Source organism: Bradyrhizobium sp. 62B, from assembly GCF_030272265.2.
Taxonomy (GTDB): Bacteria; Pseudomonadota; Alphaproteobacteria; order Rhizobiales; family Xanthobacteraceae; genus Bradyrhizobium.
Genome location: NZ_CP092842.1, coordinates 618,730 through 635,716, shown reverse-complemented (window position 1 = coordinate 635,716; position 16,987 = coordinate 618,730). Strand labels below are relative to the sequence as shown.

The 16,987-nt window shown below is 59.5% G+C and carries 11 protein-coding genes and 6 pseudogenes; 9 read left to right on the top strand and 8 right to left on the bottom strand.

Annotation, left to right across the window (positions count from 1 at the left end; genetic code table 11):
- Window positions 1–142: 142 nt before the first annotated feature.
- The 4 genes and pseudogenes from ML401_RS37855 (at window position 143) to ML401_RS37840 (ending at window position 4,011) form a co-directional block, all read left to right on the top strand.
- Entirely contained in the window at window positions 143–1,258 is a 1,116-nt protein-coding gene (locus tag ML401_RS37855; RefSeq protein WP_285812930.1) for an IS110 family transposase, read from the top strand.
- 368 nt (window positions 1,259–1,626) lie between these two features.
- The gene (locus tag ML401_RS37850; protein ID WP_285812932.1) at window positions 1,627–2,049 is read left to right on the top strand and encodes a transposase; all 423 of its coding nucleotides are present in this window, start codon (window positions 1,627–1,629) and stop codon (window positions 2,047–2,049) included.
- Window positions 2,043–2,396, top strand: a complete 354-nt coding sequence (tnpB, locus tag ML401_RS37845) for an IS66 family insertion sequence element accessory protein TnpB (protein ID WP_011931031.1) — start codon at window positions 2,043–2,045, stop codon at window positions 2,394–2,396. Before ML401_RS37850 ends, tnpB (ML401_RS37845) begins: the two co-directional genes overlap by 7 nt.
- A 51-nt stretch (window positions 2,397–2,447) precedes the next feature.
- A pseudogene (locus tag ML401_RS37840) lies at window positions 2,448–4,011 on the top strand (IS66 family transposase).
- A gap of 123 nt (window positions 4,012–4,134) precedes the next feature.
- Here ML401_RS37840 and ML401_RS37835 read toward each other — a convergent pair.
- Window positions 4,135–5,267, bottom strand: a protein-coding gene (locus tag ML401_RS37835) for an IS3 family transposase (protein WP_376717463.1) whose coding sequence is annotated in 2 segments (ribosomal slippage) — window positions 4,135–5,012 and window positions 5,012–5,267 — 1,134 coding nt in all. Because the reading frame shifts where the segments join, the coding sequence is not laid out codon by codon here.
- 87 nt (window positions 5,268–5,354) lie between these two features.
- On the opposite strand from ML401_RS37835, the pseudogene ML401_RS37830 reads away from it, so the two are divergent.
- Window positions 5,355–5,893 (top strand): annotated as a pseudogene (locus ML401_RS37830) (plasmid pRiA4b ORF-3 family protein).
- Window positions 5,894–6,214: 321 nt separating this feature from the next.
- On the opposite strand, the gene ML401_RS37825 reads toward ML401_RS37830, so the two are convergent.
- Window positions 6,215–7,330, bottom strand: a complete 1,116-nt coding sequence (locus tag ML401_RS37825; RefSeq protein ID WP_285812930.1) for an IS110 family transposase — start codon at window positions 7,328–7,330, stop codon at window positions 6,215–6,217.
- A 120-nt stretch (window positions 7,331–7,450) separates the two neighbouring features.
- Between ML401_RS37825 and ML401_RS37820 the strand changes: the two are divergent.
- Both ML401_RS37820 and ML401_RS37815 read left to right on the top strand, forming a co-directional pair.
- Window positions 7,451–8,193 (top strand): annotated as a pseudogene (locus ML401_RS37820) (IS5 family transposase).
- 61 nt (window positions 8,194–8,254) lie between these two features.
- Window positions 8,255–9,307, top strand: a pseudogene (locus tag ML401_RS37815) (IS701 family transposase); the annotation flags it as partial.
- A gap of 7 nt (window positions 9,308–9,314) precedes the next feature.
- Here the strand turns inward: ML401_RS37815 and ML401_RS37810 are convergent.
- Window positions 9,315–10,263, bottom strand: a protein-coding gene (locus ML401_RS37810) for an IS630 family transposase (RefSeq protein ID WP_285812929.1) whose coding sequence is annotated in 2 segments (ribosomal slippage) — window positions 9,315–9,926 and window positions 9,928–10,263 — 948 coding nt in all. Because the reading frame shifts where the segments join, the coding sequence is not laid out codon by codon here.
- A gap of 90 nt (window positions 10,264–10,353) precedes the next feature.
- Here ML401_RS37810 and ML401_RS37805 point away from each other — a divergent pair.
- A pseudogene (locus ML401_RS37805) lies at window positions 10,354–10,653 on the top strand (IS701 family transposase); the annotation flags it as partial.
- Between the two features lie 45 nt (window positions 10,654–10,698).
- On the opposite strand, the gene ML401_RS37800 reads toward ML401_RS37805, so the two are convergent.
- Entirely contained in the window at window positions 10,699–11,490 is a 792-nt protein-coding gene (locus tag ML401_RS37800; protein ID WP_285812928.1) for a class I SAM-dependent methyltransferase, read from the bottom strand.
- Window positions 11,491–12,366: 876 nt separating this feature from the next.
- A pseudogene (locus ML401_RS37795) lies at window positions 12,367–12,637 on the bottom strand (transposase); the annotation flags it as partial.
- 511 nt (window positions 12,638–13,148) lie between these two features.
- Between ML401_RS37795 and ML401_RS37790 the strand changes: the two are divergent.
- Entirely contained in the window at window positions 13,149–13,859 is a 711-nt protein-coding gene (locus ML401_RS37790) for a hypothetical protein (protein ID WP_285812927.1), read from the top strand.
- 183 nt (window positions 13,860–14,042) lie between these two features.
- Here the strand turns inward: ML401_RS37790 and ML401_RS37785 are convergent, their stop codons facing one another.
- Genes ML401_RS37785 through ML401_RS37775 form a run of 3 tightly spaced genes read right to left on the bottom strand, consistent with a single transcriptional unit; the run spans window position 14,043 to window position 16,474 of the window.
- Window positions 14,043–15,614 carry an IS66 family transposase gene (locus ML401_RS37785; protein WP_285812926.1) on the bottom strand — a complete coding sequence of 524 codons (1,572 nt, stop codon included), beginning with the start codon at window positions 15,612–15,614 and terminating at the stop codon, window positions 14,043–14,045.
- Window positions 15,615–15,666: 52 nt separating this feature from the next.
- Window positions 15,667–16,020: an IS66 family insertion sequence element accessory protein TnpB gene (tnpB, locus tag ML401_RS37780; protein ID WP_285812925.1), complete on the bottom strand. Its 354-nt coding sequence runs from the start codon at window positions 16,018–16,020 to the stop codon at window positions 15,667–15,669.
- Window positions 16,001–16,474, bottom strand: coding sequence for a transposase (locus tag ML401_RS37775; RefSeq protein WP_285812924.1), 474 nt, complete (start codon window positions 16,472–16,474; stop codon window positions 16,001–16,003). The genes tnpB (ML401_RS37780) and ML401_RS37775 overlap by 20 nt, the downstream gene beginning before the upstream one ends.
- Between the last annotated feature and the right edge of the window lie 513 nt (window positions 16,475–16,987).

The following is a 16,987-nucleotide window of genomic DNA, read 5'->3' as shown; positions in this document are numbered from 1 at the left end:
GTCATTCAACTCCCGACCTGGGAGCTCGAATGTAAGACCGTATGTCCTTTCTGGATGCCGGCGGTGAGGTGGTTCGCCCTACACTGGCGGTGTTGAACGAGGGTTGCTCAAGGAGCCTATCCTCACGCCAGGAGGACGAACCGTGGAAGATAATAACGCCCTTTTCGTAGGTTTGGATGTTTCCAAAGATCGACATGCAGTTGCGGTTGCCGAGAGCGGGCGCAACGGTGAAGTTCGCTATCTGGGTGAAATATCCTCTGACAACGCGTCGGTAGGACGGCTCGTGCGCAAGCTCGCGCGGCCAGGTTTACGTTTGAGATTTTGCTATGAGGCTGGGCCGACGGGTGGGCTGAAGCGAGAGATCGAAGCGCTTGGCCATGAATGTGCTGTTATTGCCCCGTCCCTTATTCCACGCAAGCCCGGCGATCGGATCAAAACAAACCGCCGGGATGCTGAGAAGCTTGCCCGGTTGTACCGCGCCGGCGAACTGACGGAGATCTGGACCCCGGACGCAGCGCATGAGGCTATGCGTGACTTGATCCGTGCGCGGGAGGCAGCGGTGAAGGATCGGACCCGCAAACGACAGGAGATCCGATCCTTCCTGTTGCGACATGGCAAGATTTTTCCCGGCTTGAAAGCCTGGGGAACGAAGTACTTTAAGTGGATGCACGGGCTCAGCTTTGCGTATTCGGGCCAGCAAACTGTCCTGCAGGAATTGATCGTCGCGGAGGCGCAGTGCCGGGAAAGAGTATTGCGTTTGGAAAAGGCGATCGAAGACAGCATGCTCGACTGGCCGCTTGCACCGGTGGTCGAACGTTTACAGGCTTTGCGTGGGGTCCGACTCATTTGCGCAGCGACTTTCATGGTTGAGGTCGGTGATGTCCGCCGCTTTACTAACCCGCGGCAGTTAATGGCCTATCTCGGCCTTGTACCTTCGGAACGCTCGACCGGTGACGCCGTACGCCGTGGCGGCATCACCAAGACCGGAAATGCCCGAGTGCGCCGGGTTTTGGCTGAGACCGCCTGGACTTACCGCTATCCGGCTAAGTTGGGAAAACGAAAGTACTTCGCAAGTCGCCACATGCCTGAGGTCGTGCGAGAGATCGCATGGAAGGCTCAGGCGCGTTTGACCAAGCGTTACCGAGCCCTCGTTGCTCGCGGCAAGCGCAGCACGGTGGCGGTGACCGCGGTCGCTCGCGAGCTTGCTGCCTTCATGTGGGCCATCGCGAGAATAGACAATCAGCCGGTGACGACCTAACCTACGGCTTACCCGGTATCGTTATCGTGTCTATCGGTGGGGACGTGGCGTTGAATGGGGAATTCCCGGCAACGCTTTGTGGCCGGCAATGCCGACGCCCGTTGTAAGAGAGGACCAGCCCCGGACGAATACATGGACATGCGGTAACCAACCCGCGCATCAGAGCTTGTTCACCTACGTCCCAGGCCACGTCTCCTCCGATAGGCACTTCAGTGATGAGAACCGACCGAGAAATCGGCGCGGGTAAATTGATGCGCGATTAGGTCTTGCAAAAGGACATCAGAGCGTAGCGCCGAGGCCCTTTGGATTGTTTGTGCGGATTCATGAGAGCACCGTTAGAAGAGTCATCTTCTGGAAGGGTGCTCATAATGGACGACCATTCTGACGACATAAGACGACCGTTGTCACCGCGTATTGAAGTGTTCGCAGGCGCAGGTCGCAAGCGCTGGCCGGATGATTTGAAGGCGCAGATTGCCGCGGAAAGCCTCGAGCCGGGGGCGGTTGTCACAGACGTCGCCCGTCGTCATGGCTGCCGGCCCCAGCAGGTGCATGACTGGCGGCGGCGGGCGCGTTTGGGCCAGTTGGTGCTGCCGGCGTCGGCGGACGCACTGTCGTTCGTGCCGGTGGTGTCGGAATCAGCGTTGCCGGCGACCGCAGAGCCCTCCGGGCCGCCGGAAGCCGCCGTTGTAACGGTTGAGTTCCAGGGGGCGCGCGTGGAGTTGCGCGGAGCGCCTGGCCTTGCTGTATTGAGCGATGTGTTCATTGCGCTCCGACGGACACGTTCATGCTGACGCCACCCGCAAGCCTGATGATCTACGTGGCGACGCAACCTGTCGACTTCAGGAAGGGAGCGGAAGGCTTGGCGCTGCTGGCGAAGGAGACGCTGGGCCATGACCCGATGAAGGGCGTGGCGGTGGTGTTCCGTGCGAAGCGCGCCGATCGGGTGAAGATTGTCGTCTGGGATGGCAGCGGCCTTGTGATGTATTGGAAGCGGCTCGATGGCAGCGGCTTCAAATGGCCACCCATCGTGGCCGGCGTGATGCGGATGAATGCGGCCCAGCTGTCAGCACTGCTGGCCGGCATGGATTGGACGCGCATGCATGCGCCTCGAATCCCGCAGCCGAAAGCGCTTGCGTAAAGATACAGATCTTCGCTGCATCGTGACGCGAAGCATGGCAAGCTCGGGCCAATGAGTGATTTGCCCGATGAGCTGCCGAGCGATCCCGCCGAGTTGCGTGCCTTTGCCGCGGCTCTGCTGGATCGCTGCGCCCGGCTCGAGCGGTTGCTTAAGCTTGCAAAAGATGCGCAGTTCGGTCGGTCCTCGGAAAAGCTGGATGCTGATCAGCTACAGCTTGTTCTGGAGGACATCGAAGAGGCGGTCGCAGCTCTCGAAGCAGCCGAGGATCGCGTCAATCCCAGAACCTCCGAGAAGAGAGCGGCCGAGCGTAGAACCAACCGTGGTCAGCTACCGGAGCGTTTGCCGCGTATCGTCGAGACCCTGATGCCCGCTGCAACCTGCTGTCCGTCCTGCAAAGGCGATCTCTTTGAGATCGGCCACGATGAGAGCCAGAGGCTGGACGTCGTGCCGGCGCAGTATCGCGTCATCGTCACCCGCCGGCCCAAGCTGGCCTGCCGCGCCTGTCATGGCGTCGTCCTCCAGCACGCCGCGCCCGAGCGATTGATCAGGGGAGGATTGCCCACCGAGCGACTGGTCGCGCATGTGATCGACGCCAAGTATCATTGGCATTTGCCGCTTTACCGCCAGGCGCAGATGCTGGCGACGCACGGAATAGCGCTGGACCGTTCCACACTCGCCTTCTGGGTCGGCTATGCCGCCCAGGAATTGAAACCCTTGTGGCATCGTCTGCGCCAGCTTCTGCTCGCCTCCTCGAAGCTCTGTGTCGATGAGACTCCCGCACCGGTGTTAGATCCCGGGCGCGGCAGGACCAAAACCGGCTACTTCTGGGCGCTGTCACGCGATGACAGGCCTTGGGCCGGACCTGATCCGCCTGGGGTGGTCTATGCCTATGCACCGGGCCGCGGCGCCGTTCATGGCTTGCGGCTGCTTGAGGGCTATCGCGGCATCATCCACTGCGACGGCTATCAGGCTTACAAGACCATGACCCGAGAGACGCGTGCGGACGCCCTGTCCGGGACGCTCGCCTTCTGCTGGTCGCATCTGCGGCGCCAGTTTGTGAAGATCGAGCGGGAGGCTGCGCCGGCGCCAGCTCCGGTTGCCCGCGAGGCCCTCGAGCGCACCGCCCAGCTTTACGCGGTCGAGAAGGCACTCCGCGGCCGATCTGCGGACGAGCGCCGCGCGGGGCGACAAGCGCATGCCCGGCCTCTGGCTACGGCCTTGAAGCAGTGGTTTGAGGCCAAGCTCGATCACCTTGCGCAGAAGAGCGACACGGCGAAGGCCTTGCGTTACGCGCTGCGTCATTGGGACGGCATGACGTTCTACCTTGATGACGGGCGCATCGAGATGGACACCAATGCGGTCGAGCGAGGGATGCGGCCGATCAAGCTCAATGCCAAGAACTCCCTTTTTGCCGGTTGCGACGAAGGTGCCGAGAATTTGGCATTGCTGGCTTCGCTCATTGAGACCTGTAAGCTCAATGGCGTCAGTGCCGAGCACTGGCTCGCTGACGTTCTCGCCAAGCTCGTCAATGGTTGGCCTGCGGCGCGAGGACGAACTGCTTCCCTGGGCGTCGACCTATACGATGCATACACACGATCCGAGGCTGGCGGCATGAGCCTGAACACGACCGCGGTCCGGATCAAGGTGACCCTCAAGGATGTGAAGCCGGAGGTGATGAGAGCTGGTCCCGGTTGTCTGAACAGAATCTCCGCGTCGATAAGTGGAGCCTCTGCCGGGGTTAGGCCGCCATGCAGATTGGCCGCGGGTTGAAGTAGGCTTGATCCGGTGTGCCGCCGTCAAGGCTCGAGTGAGGACGTCGGCCATTGTAAAAGTCGAGGTATCGGCCGATCGAGGCGCGGGCGTCGGACACGCTGTCGTAGGCCCGCAAGTAGACCTCCTCGTATTTGACGCTGCGCCATAGCCGCTCGACGAACACGTTGTCCCGCCAAGCTCCTTTACCGTCCATGCTGATGGCGATGCCGTTGCTGGCCAGCGCGCCGGTGAAGGCCCAGCCGGTGAACTGCGAGCCCTGATCCGTGTTGAAGATTTCAGGCCTGCCGTGACGCGCCAAAGCGTCCTCCAGTGTCTCGACGCAGAACGCCGCCTCCATCGTGATCGACAGCCGCCACGACAGGACCCGGCGGGTCGCCCAGTCGAGGACGACAGCGAGATACACGAAGCCGCGCGCCATCGGGATGTAGGTGATGTCCATTGCCCAGACCTGGTTCGGGCGCGTGATCTCCACGCCGCGTAGCAGATACGGATAGATCTTGTGGCCGGGCTCAGGTTTGGTGGTGCGCGGACGGCGGTACAGCGCCTCTATCCCCATCCGCCGCATCAGCGTCTTGACATGCCGGCGGCCGATCTTGCTCCCCTCGGCAGCCAGCAGGCCTCGCAACATTCGCGAACCGGCGAAGGGAAACTCCAGATGCAACCGGTCGAGCCGCCGCATCAGCGCGAGGTCGTCGGGCGATACCGAACGCGGCAGGTAATAGACGCTGCCGCGGCTGACCTTCAAAACTTCCGCCTGCCTGGTGATCGACAGATCGTGCTCACGGTCGATCATCGCTTTGCGCTCAGCAATCCCGCCTTGGTGAGCGCTCCTTCTAAAAAATCGTTCTCCAGCGTCAGTTCTCCGATCTTGGCGTGCAGCGACTTCACGTCGATCGCAGGCACGGCGGGCGTGGCGCCGCCAGGTCCAAAAACTCCTGAAGCTCCACCCTCCAGCTGGGCTTTCCATGCCGTAATCTGATTGGGGTGAACGTCAAAGTGCTCGGCCAGTTGAGCTATCGTTCGGTCGCCCTTGACAGCGGCCAGCGCCACCTTCGCCTTGAAAGCCGGTGTGTGGTTCCGGCGTGCGCGTCTCGTCATCGTCTCTCCTGATTCGCGGGCCAATCTTGCCCGCCGTCAGGCAGAAACTCCACTTATCGCCCTGTTCAGATTTCCGGAGCCGGCTCTATGCGTCGCCTTGTCGTACCCGTCACCCTGCGCCTTGATCGGTTGCATCTGACGCTTCAGGAGGCATTCGGCTGGACGAACAGTCACCTCTTCGAGTTCTTTGCTGGTGAGGTCCGTTGGGGGATTCCTGATCCCCACAACGATTACGGCCACCAGCCCATGGATGCCCGCAAAGCGCGGCTTTGCGATATCGTTCGCGAGACCGGCGCCAAGACGATCCACTATCTCTATGACTTCGGCGACAGCTGGGACCATGTGATCAAGCTCGAAAAATGGTTCGAGAACACCACGACGGAGGGCTTCCCTTCCTGCTCGAGGCCGCCGGTCGTTGTCCTCCGGAAGACGTCGGCGGTGCGCCAGGCTATGCCGAATACCTCGCCGCCATCAGCGACCCCGGCCATCCCGAGCACGAACACATGCGCCTCTGGGGCCCGGAGCGGTTCGATCCCAACGTCGTCGACCGGAAGGCGCTCGAAGCCGCCGTCAACGCGTTGTCCGACATATGGATACCGCGGCGACGCGCCACGCGAACAAAATAGGCGTCAAGCGTCATTCAAAAGGGCTGCAGAGCTACGCTCTGATGTCCTTTTGCAAGACCTAATCGCGCATCAATTTACCCGCGCCGATTTCTCGGTCGGTTCTCATCACTGAAGTGCCTATCGGAGGAGACGTGGCCTGGGACGTAGGTGAACAAGCTCTGATGCGCGGGTTGGTTACCGCATGTCCATGTATTCGTCCGGGGCTGGTCCTCTCTTACAACGGGCGTCGGCATTGCCGGCCACAAAGCGTTGCCGGGAATTCCCCATTCAACGCCACGTCCCCACCGATAGACACGATAACGATACCGGGTAAGCCGTAGGTTAGGTCGTCACCGGCTGATTGTCTATTCTCGCGATGGCCCACATGAAGGCAGCAAGCTCGCGAGCGACCGCGGTCACCGCCACCGTGCTGCGCTTGCCGCGAGCAACGAGGGCTCGGTAACGCTTGGTCAAACGCGCCTGAGCCTTCCATGCGATCTCTCGCACGACCTCAGGCATGTGGCGACTTGCGAAGTACTTTCGTTTTCCCAACTTAGCCGGATAGCGGTAAGTCCAGGCGGTCTCAGCCAAAACCCGGCGCACTCGGGCATTTCCGGTCTTGGTGATGCCGCCACGGCGTACGGCGTCACCGGTCGAGCGTTCCGAAGGTACAAGGCCGAGATAGGCCATTAACTGCCGCGGGTTAGTAAAGCGGCGGACATCACCGACCTCAACCATGAAAGTCGCTGCGCAAATGAGTCGGACCCCACGCAAAGCCTGTAAACGTTCGACCACCGGTGCAAGCGGCCAGTCGAGCATGCTGTCTTCGATCGCCTTTTCCAAACGCAATACTCTTTCCCGGCACTGCGCCTCCGCGACGATCAATTCCTGCAGGACAGTTTGCTGGCCCGAATACGCAAAGCTGAGCCCGTGCATCCACTTAAAGTACTTCGTTCCCCAGGCTTTCAAGCCGGGAAAAATCTTGCCATGTCGCAACAGGAAGGATCGGATCTCCTGTCGTTTGCGGGTCCGATCCTTCACCGCTGCCTCCCGCGCACGGATCAAGTCACGCATAGCCTCATGCGCTGCGTCCGGGGTCCAGATCTCCGTCAGTTCGCCGGCGCGGTACAACCGGGCAAGCTTCTCAGCATCCCGGCGGTTTGTTTTGATCCGATCGCCGGGCTTGCGTGGAATAAGGGACGGGGCAATAACAGCACATTCATGGCCAAGCGCTTCGATCTCTCGCTTCAGCCCACCCGTCGGCCCAGCCTCATAGCAAAATCTCAAACGTAAACCTGGCCGCGCGAGCTTGCGCACGAGCCGTCCTACCGACGCGTTGTCAGAGGATATTTCACCCAGATAGCGAACTTCACCGTTGCGCCCGCTCTCGGCAACCGCAACTGCATGTCGATCTTTGGAAACATCCAAACCTACGAAAAGGGCGTTATTATCTTCCACGGTTCGTCCTCCTGGCGTGAGGATAGGCTCCTTGAGCAACCCTCGTTCAACACCGCCAGTGTAGGGCGAACCACCTCACCGCCGGCATCCAGAAAGGACATACGGTCTTACGCTCGAATCATGCACTATGAACTCGCGGATTGTGAAATAGCCTGCCATCAAGCGAGGCTGCCGAACTAGCCGCGTGGCGTTCCTCGGTTAACGACCGACGTGTCCTCAACGGCATCTTCTAGGTCTGCGAGCCGGAGCACCTTGGCACGATCTGCCGGATCATTTGGCCCGTACACGACCTGTTATGATCGTTTCGTCCACTGGCGGCGGGCTGGTGTCTGGGCCGCATCATCGACGCGCTTGCCACCGCGCAAGACTCCGCTGTCCAGATGATCGACACATGCATTGTCCATTTCTGTCCGCATGGAGCCTACATCCCAAGGAACCAGCACCAATTGATGGGAGGGTCCAGCGGCGGAGCAAAATTCATGCAATGGTCGAAAGCAACGGTCTGCCAGTACAGCTGGCGCTGAGGCCGGCAGGGCCCACGACATTCGACTTGTCGGAAACTTCTGTCACGGACATCCAGGTCAATGCTGCTTGCTGACCTTGGCTATGACGCAGACTGGATCAGAGAGCTCGTGACGAAGAAAGGCCATGGGCAAACATCCTGCCGAAAAACAACCGCCGCGATCCTCTGCTTCAGCCCCTATCTCCACCGCGCTCGCAATGAGGTCCAACGGTTCGTCAACAGGATCAAGCAATCTCGTCGTGTGGCGACCCGCTACGACAGGCCCGCCGTCAACTACCCTGTCTTCGTTGAACTCGCTTCAATCAAGCTGTGGCTGCGCCTTGATGAGTCCGCGTCCTAGCACTACTTTGGCAGATTGTTGATTTTGCCGCGTTTTATAGGATTCCCGAATCAATTTTTCAATGATTCATGGGTGGTCGGCTCTTGGAGGGCTGACCATGCCAGGATGGGAAGACGAACTCGAACGCTGGTTGATGCCGTTCTTGGACCGGCTGGGTCCTAAGACCCGGCAGCGGATGTGTCCTCTGTATGTTGCGGGATTGATCGGTCCCGGCGATCGTAAGAGCGTTCAGCCGATGGCGGAACGCCTTGCCACCAGCACCTACGACCAGTTGCACCATTTCATTGCGGACGGTGTCTGGGACGCGACGCCGCTGGAGACAGAGTTGCTCAACCAGGCGGACCGACTTGTCGGCGGCAGGGATGCGGTGCTGGTTATTGATGACACCTCACTTCCCAAGAAGGGTGAGCGCTCGGTCGGTGTTGGGGCTCAATACGCCTCGGCACTCGGTAAAATGGCAAATTGCCAGACACTGGTGTCTTTGACGCTTGCGAGCGGCGAAGTGCCCGTGATGGTCGCGTTACGTCTCTTTCTGCCTGACAGTTGGACAAGCGACGTATCTCGTTTGAAGCGCGCTCGCGTGCCAGTCGAACATCGAACGCCACGGTCCAAGCCGGAGATTGCTTTGGCCGAGATTGACCGCGCGATAGCAGCCAACGTGCGCTTTGGATATGTGCTGGCGGATGCAGGATACGGTCTCAGCGCACCGTTTCGACAAGGGCTAACAGAGCGCGGGCTGGTCTGGGCTGTCGGAATCCCTCGGCACCTGAAAGTGTATCCGGTCGATGTGAAGCTCATTTGGCCGATTACCAAAGCCCGCGGGAAACCACGAAAGCACCACGTGCCTGATATCTTGTCGATTGCCGCAGAACAAATGCTGGCCAGCGCCAAATGGAAAGCCGTGAGCTGGCGCAGCGGGACCAAAGGTCGGCTGACAGCCCGCTTCGCTGCTCTCCGTGTCCGCACCGCCGACGGCCCTCCTCAGCGGATTTGGGATAAGGGTCAGCAGCATCTCCCGGGCGACGAAGCTTGGCTCATTGGCGAGCAACGTGCCTCAGGGGAGAAGAAATACTATCTTGCCAATCTCCCTGCGGCGACAGATCTGCGCACACTAGAGCGTTTCATTTTTTGATGGAAGTATATCCGGCATTAGCGAAGTAGTTGCTGCATTCGCCGGGCAGAAGGCTTCTGACGAGGTGGCCGATGTGGTCGCAGGCGTCGTCGATCGTGCGTTTCTGTGAGACGCGCATCCAGTGCTTGATCTTGGCGAAGACTTGCTCGATCGGGTTGAGGTCCGGGGAGTACGGCGGCAGGTACCACAATCTTGCGCCGGCTTTCCGGATCATCTGCCGGACGGTCGGCGACTTGTGGCTACCGAGATTATCCATGACGACGATGTCGCCCGGTTTGAGTACTTTGACGAGTTGCTGTTCAACATAGGCGCGAAAGCTTTCGCCGTTGATCAGTCCGTCGAACACGCAAGGCGCAGTAAGCTGGTCAGAGCGTAGGGCACCGAGGAAAGTCAGGGTTCGCCAGTGACCGTGCGGCGCAAAGCCGCGCAACCGCTCGCCCTTGGATCCCCAGCCGCGCAGCGGGGCCATGTTGGTCTTGATCCAGGTCTCGTCGATGAACACCAGGCGGTTTGGATCGAGACGATCCTGCAAGCTGCGCCAGCGCTGCCTCCGCCTCGCGACGTCGGCGCGGCCCTGCTCAAGGGCGAACAGTGTTTTTTTTGAAGCTGAGCCCTTCGCGTCGCAGGAAGGTCCATACCGCATGGTGTGAGACTTTCACGCCTCGCGCGGCAAGTTCGTCCTTCAGCCCGTGCAGCGTGAGATGTGGCATCTGCCTGATCCGCTCCACGATGAACGCTCGATGCGGCTCCAGAACCGGCTTACGGTGACCGCCCATCTTGCCCGGCGCCACCGAACCCGTCGCACGATAGCGCTGCCGCCACTTCACGACGGAAGACACGGCAACATCGAACCGGGCCGCCACAGCATGGCAACTCTCGCCGGATTCCACCGCCTTCACGGCTCGTTCACGAAGATCATTCGAAAGAGGTCGGACCATTCGATGCTGGCCTCCGATCCAGCCTGCATCTTGAATCACAAACCCTCGCCCGACGGAATCCCTCCCGATTCAATTAATCGATGAACCGCTCTAGCCGCCACCATCAAGGCAAGATGGATTTGTGAGCAGGCGCATCAGCAGTTGAAGGAGGAACTCGGACTTGATCACTTCGAAGGGCGATCATGGTAAGGTCTTCATCGCCACGCCCTGATGACAATGATTGCTTACGCCTTCCTGCAACATCGTCGCCTCGCATACGCGGGGCGGAAAAACAAGAATCAACGGGCCTCCGCCTCAACCAACCATGCCCGCCGTACGTCACGCCATCGTCGATCTCATCCTTCGGCCGCCACCTCAGCAGTGTCCATATTGCCGAAAGCAAATCCTTGAAAAACAGTGGCGCAAATAGATTCTGCCAAAGTAGTGCTAGGCTAGCTAGCATCTATACCCCAGCAACGTATTGATATGACCCCGTTTCACAAAATGACCGGTCGGCGAATGCGACAATAGTAGCCGACGAATACGTTTGGTAAACTCGTCACGGCGAGCTCCGAGCGTGCCCGGCGCGCCCATGGACGTTGAGAAAATGTAACCAAGCAGGTCGTCAATACTCCAGTGGTGCTCATAGTAGTGACGGAGCTGCGTGATCTCGCTGAAGTCGGAAGCGCTCAGGGCATCCCGATTGGGCACTGTCAGCACGGGCCGAACCTCTCCCGGGCCTGCCGGGAAGTTTCCTCCCCAAAACTCCTTGATGTCGCTTAACAGGGCACGATACCAGTCTCCAGGTTCCGAGCGGTCCATCATCCGATAAATGATGGCGACGCACCCGTTCGGCTTCAAGATTGTAGAGAGCTTTGTCAAGACAGCACCTCTGTCCATCCAATGGAACGAGCCAGCAATCGTTGCGACGTCAAACGATGCCTTTAATGTATTTAGATCTTCGGATCTCGATACAAGGAACTCTACGTTTTTTATGTTGAACGTCCCTACGGCCAGCTGTCCTTCGTGAACCATCTCTTCACTCGGGTCAACGCAAAGTACAGACCCAACCGAGCGTGCTAAGGGGATGCCGATCTGTCCCGTACCGGCGCCGAGATCGAGAACGCGGCTGCTGGTAGATAGCCGGCAAACCCGCACCAGTGATCGGAACAGTTCTTCCGGATAAGGTACTGCGTGCTTGGCGTAGTAGGCCCCCGCACCACGAAACAGTTCACTCGCTTCGATCACATCTGCCTCCGCATGTGCGCCGTATTTCGCGCTGTATCCTCCTGGATCAACGCGCCGTCAAGATCGAATGCAGGTCTGAACAGCGTCGCAACTCCACCAAGCGGCGCGTTAGCGCATTGCTTAAGACTGTACGCGAGAACAGAGCGTGGTTGACGCTACATGCGCTCTTTCGTCCCATGAAGTGGTCTGATCAACGCAGGCCACGTTACCATATTTCTGATCTCAGAGGACTGCGAAGGTTCGTAGTTGACGCTGCGTAATTCTCGACCGCAGTCGAACACAAGCCGCAACTGCGGAAGCCAATGCGAGAATCGGATAAGCACGCAACGAGCCCACGCGAGACGGAGATGTCCAGCTTTGCAAGAGCCGGTCAAGAGAAATGCGCTCGCACACATTCAGATCCAGACTCGACTGCGATCACGGTCATTTAGCAAGCCATTGCTTGGCGGAGGGTCCGACAACCAAGACGGAGTCCGGCTTGAGAGTCAGGTTTCACGCATCATCGGTTATCTACGGGATGCCAAGTGAAACGCTTGAGCGCGAGTGTCGTCTCCATGCGAGGCTCCCGCCGTCGATATACAATTGGGACGCCCTCGAGTAGAACCATCAATGTGGTGTTTACGACGGTACACCCCCGTCTCAACGCGTGACTCCTTGTACACTGGCGCCCGCGCTGGGCAAGGACGCTTCGCCGCATCACAATCCATCCTCTAGCGTCTGCGTCCCCAGCGGCAGGGCGAACGGTAACGCAGGCGCGAGCCGCGCCTCCAATTGACCATTGTATGATTGGACGACCGCATATCTCTCCAAACATGCAGGACGAGACCACGAAGAATGTGCTGGTACCAATCGCGAACGATCTGATAGATTTCAACCGGTATATAACCGTGGATCTCGCAGCTTATTCAGCGCCACATTGTTCAGCCTGGTCTCCGCCAGGAGCCGCTTCATCGTGTTCTCGATCTCTAGCATTCTCATCGGCTCGGCCTCGGAGACGTCCGGCCCGCCGAACCGGCCTTTCCATTTGTGGATTCTGGCTTCACTGACGCCGTGCTTGCGCAAAGGTCGGCCACCGAAACCCCGACTCGTGCTCGTTCAAGATGCTGATGATCTGCTCTTCCGTAAAACGCTTGCGCTTCGTGCAAATTTGCGGAGCCAGCTCAAGCCCCCGGGGGCACGGCCACCGCCCATCAGCGCGCGCGTTGCAGATTAAAGATGCCGCAGCTCGCTGGAAGGTTTTGCTCTCGATCTGCGCCCCGACAGTGCTGACAATCCTCGATTGTCACGTTCGAACACTTAAACGACGCCGTCGCGTCTAAAGTTATTCCTTCGACCCTGCTTTCCGACGGTTAGCGTAAGAACGGCGCTAAAGGGATAGCGAACAGCGCCGTCCCTCGCGCAAAAGACAGTGGACCGTGATGCTTACAGTGCACTTTTGAGCATGGCCCCAGGTGTACTGATTGAGCCTAACCGGTTCATTCCTGACAAGCGATGTCCGGGAGTTCACCTGCGGGGTAGCGTAGGCCAACTTTCCGGAGAAACATCCCATGCCGTTCACTCCTCACCAAGGCAGGTAGTATCCCCTACGCGCGAAACGGAGCATTGTTAATGTAGCCGATGGTATCTAGCAACGCAGACCTCTTGAGAGAGATACACCTATGATTAGCAGAATCATGCCGTACCGAGCTTCACGCATCATTCAAGTGAGGGACCCGGCTGCTGCTAAGCAAGAGCTCACGCTTTTCCAGGGATTCGATTTTCGCGAGTATGTCGCGATCACGCGAGCGACTCCAACCAAGGGGGCTACATACCCGAACTTTCGACCGGATCAATCTCTGATAAAGCCGGGCGAAGGCTATTGGATCACGGGTATTGATAAACGCCGCCGCGTCGTGCTCCTTGCTGCTGCGCGTCTATATGATCTCCCTACTAGCAACTTCGCGGAACATCTAGAATCACTGAAGGCATTCTACGCCGACCCATCGGTCCAGGCGCACAAGCAAGACTGTTGCACTTGTCTTGCGCCGACGGCGAAGACGATGACTGGAAGAATCGCTTACCACGGAGATTATTGGTTGCACGAGGAGTTTCGTGGGCGCGGCTTGTCTCGCGTTGTCGCGAGAATTACTCACGGTTTGTCGTTTGCCCTGTGGGAGCCCGACTTCCTATGTGCGCTGGTGGCTGACTGGTCACTAAACAAGGGACTTGTGGCGCAGTATGGATATGGGCACTTCGAACCGGGCGGCTCGCTGTTGCACCTCGTAAACGAGAACATTAGGGACAATGATTGGCTGGTTTGGCGAACACGAGAGGAGCTGAGAAGCCAATTTGGTGTCCCTGGAGCAGCGGCAACTTCTATCTCTCTCTGATTTGTCTGACGCTGTCGCGCTGGGTGCGAGGCGCTTTCACTTGTCCGAATACTGCTTATGGCAAGTACGAGTATTCGTTCGCTTGCGCGATGATAGACCAATGGTAAGCGCGAGTTTCGCGGCACGATGAGGCCGGCGGTGTTGACGGCTCGCCTTCGGTATCGAAGACGGTGCCTGGCGATTTCAGGCCGTGGCGGCTTTTGCGAAGTTGAAGGGCATCAGGTCGTCGATATCTGCATCGACCGCGCGCTGAGGCGACTCGGTGAGCACGTGGCGCAGCCATGCTAACGGCTCGACGCGTGAGGCGCGGCAGGTTAGCATCAGACTGTAGACAACGGCACTGGCCCTGGCTCCGTCGACGGTGTCGCTGAACAGCCAGCACTTTCGGCCAGTTGCAAAAACCCTGATGTCGCGCTCCAGAAGATTATTGTCGATCGGCATCCTGCCATCTTCGGTGTAACGCGTCAGATAGTCCCATTGGTTCCGGGTGTAGGACACGGCGTCGCCGAGCTTGCTGTCAGGCAAGACCTTCGGGGCCATGTCATCGAGCCATCCCTTGAGGGCGTTCAGGACGGGAATGCCGTGTTGCTGGCGGAAGCGGCGAATGCAGTCGGCCTGTGTTTCACCCTTCTCCGGTTTCTCGTCCTGCTCCTGCCCTTCAACCCGGTAGAGCTGTTCGAAGAACCGCAGCGCCTGTTCTGGCGGCCCGCCACCCTTCTTTCTTGCTTTGAGTGCATCGACAAAGCGCCGCCGGGAGTGGGCCATGCATCCAATGTGGGTAGCCCCTTCCAGCGTGCGCCATGCGGTATAGCCGTCGGTCATCACAATGCCGCGGTAATCGCCGAGGAAGGCTTGCGGGTGGAGTTGGCCGCGGCCTGGCTGATAATCCAGAAGAACGATCGGCTCGTGACTGCCCTTGCCGCTGCGATAGGCCCACATGTACGAGGTGCTGGTGGCCTCCCGGCCCTTCTCCTTGAGGACCTGAACCGTCGTCTCGTCGCCATGGATGAGAGGTTGTGATCTGAGCCGCAGCTTCAGGGCGTCATAAATGCGATGCAGATGCTTCTCGCTCGAGCCGATCACCCAGTGGCCCAAAGCGCCGCGGCTGACAGGAACACCTGCGCATTCAAAGGCCTGCGCCAGGCGGTAGAGCGGCGTGCCATCGACATATTTGTGAACCAGCGCGAACGCCAGCGTCGAGGCCGTGGCAACGCTGCCCGGCAACGGCTGCGTGGGCATCGGCGCGGTCACGACAGGGGCGTGGATCCCGGTGCGATCGCAATGGCGGCACGCATATTTGAAGCGCACATTCTGTAAAACCTTCGCCTTCACCTCGATATGAAGTTGCTCGGTGACAGCCTCGCCCATGCGATGCATCTGGCCACGGCAACAAGGGCACGCCTTCTGATCGTCGGGCAGGTCATACTCGACGCGCTCGCGCGGCAGATTGGCCCGCAGCGGCCTGCGGCCGCGCTTCTTTCCCGGCGCGCTTTCGACGGGTGGCAAGCCCGTGTCCGGAAGTTCGGCAATATCGTTCGTTTCACTGCCGGCGTCATCCTCATCGGTGGCCTGCTCGGCTTCATTGAAGAGACGATCGACGTGCTTTTCGCTGCGCGGCGCAAAACGATGCAGGCGTGCCAGCGCCAGTTCTTCCTCGAGCTTGACGACGCGCTCCGTGAGCTGACGATTCTCCGCCTCCAGCGCGGCAATGCGCGCCAACAGCATCTCAACACTCGGATCGCCGGTTCGATTCATCGGATTCTTGGATCTGAACCGTACCGACGCGTCAACCGCTCAACTCAAGAGCTCAGCCGGCAACCTTGTATTGCCGCACCGGATGGCGGACCATCGCATCGATATCGATGCCGTCAAGAATCCAGTGCAATTGCTCGGTCGTAAGTCGGACAACCGCTGCCTCGCGGCGCGGCCATCGGAACTTGTCCTCGGTCAGCCGCTTCAGGACCAGCACAAAGCCGGACCGATCGAAGAACAGCAGCTTCATCCGGTCGCAACGGCGATTGCAGAACGCAAAAACCGCCGGAGCGAACGGATCGAGCGCCATCGTCTCCTGGACCAGGACCGCAAGGCTGTTGATGACGGCCCGGAAGTCGATCGGCTCACGGTGCAGATAGACCTGCAGGTCACCGCCCAGTCTGAACATGGCCCAGGGCTCCGATGATCGCCGTCAATGCATCCACATCGCCGCATTCCAGCGCGACCTTCACGCCGTTCGGCAAGGACGCGCTCACTTTAGCCAGAGAACAAAAAGCTGGAGATCTCCTGGGTTCCGACCCACGCACTTCATCGCAAGTCGCCGGAAAATCCACCGCCGCAACGCCGCCTTGCCGCGACAGAGCCCGCTCGGAGGTCCCCTCAAGCTGAACCGGGATGAACGCCGGGCATGACGGCGGCGGCAGCGACCTGGCCGCGGTGTGCTTCTTGATCCACCTCCGAAGAAGGTTCGCGTTGACCCCGTGTTCGAGCGCAAGTCTCGAGACCGAAACGCCAGGCTCAAGGCAGGCCGCCACAAGACGCTCCTTCGATGTCGTCTCGTAACGCCGGCGACCGTTTCGGCCAACAAGCCTTACCCGCAGTTTCTGATCGTCGTCTGCCATCACAAGGTGTCCACCTATTTAAGTGGACACCTCATGCATCAGAGCACTCAAAAGCAAAAGGTGCGACGAAATTCGCGCTTACGACCAATGGCGCGACCCCCGCGATAGCACGCGAATGCGTGGAACATGTCTGACCCCGACGACCCGCGCGCTGGCCTGGACTTGGGGCAAGACCTGCAGGATCAAGTGATCAGTGCACAGCTGCGACAGGGGCGCCAGCGATGGAAACGACTGGCGCGGATCCATCATTGTCGTCAGGGACGCATGTACTGCACAGCCAGTCCATCGGCGGAAGTGGAGCGACGAGGACAAGGCGCGGATCGGCCCTGAGATCGTGGCGAGTGGCGACTCGGTATGTTCCGTGGGCTCGACGGCATGGATTGTCGCCGCAGCAGTTGTTTGGGTGGCGGCGTCAATTGTGAGAAGCCGCAAGCGGTCGTTCCGAGGCGGGCGAAGCACAGTTTGTGCCAGGGTAGTGGACGCCGTGGTGCAGGCGCTGACTGCTCACCGGGA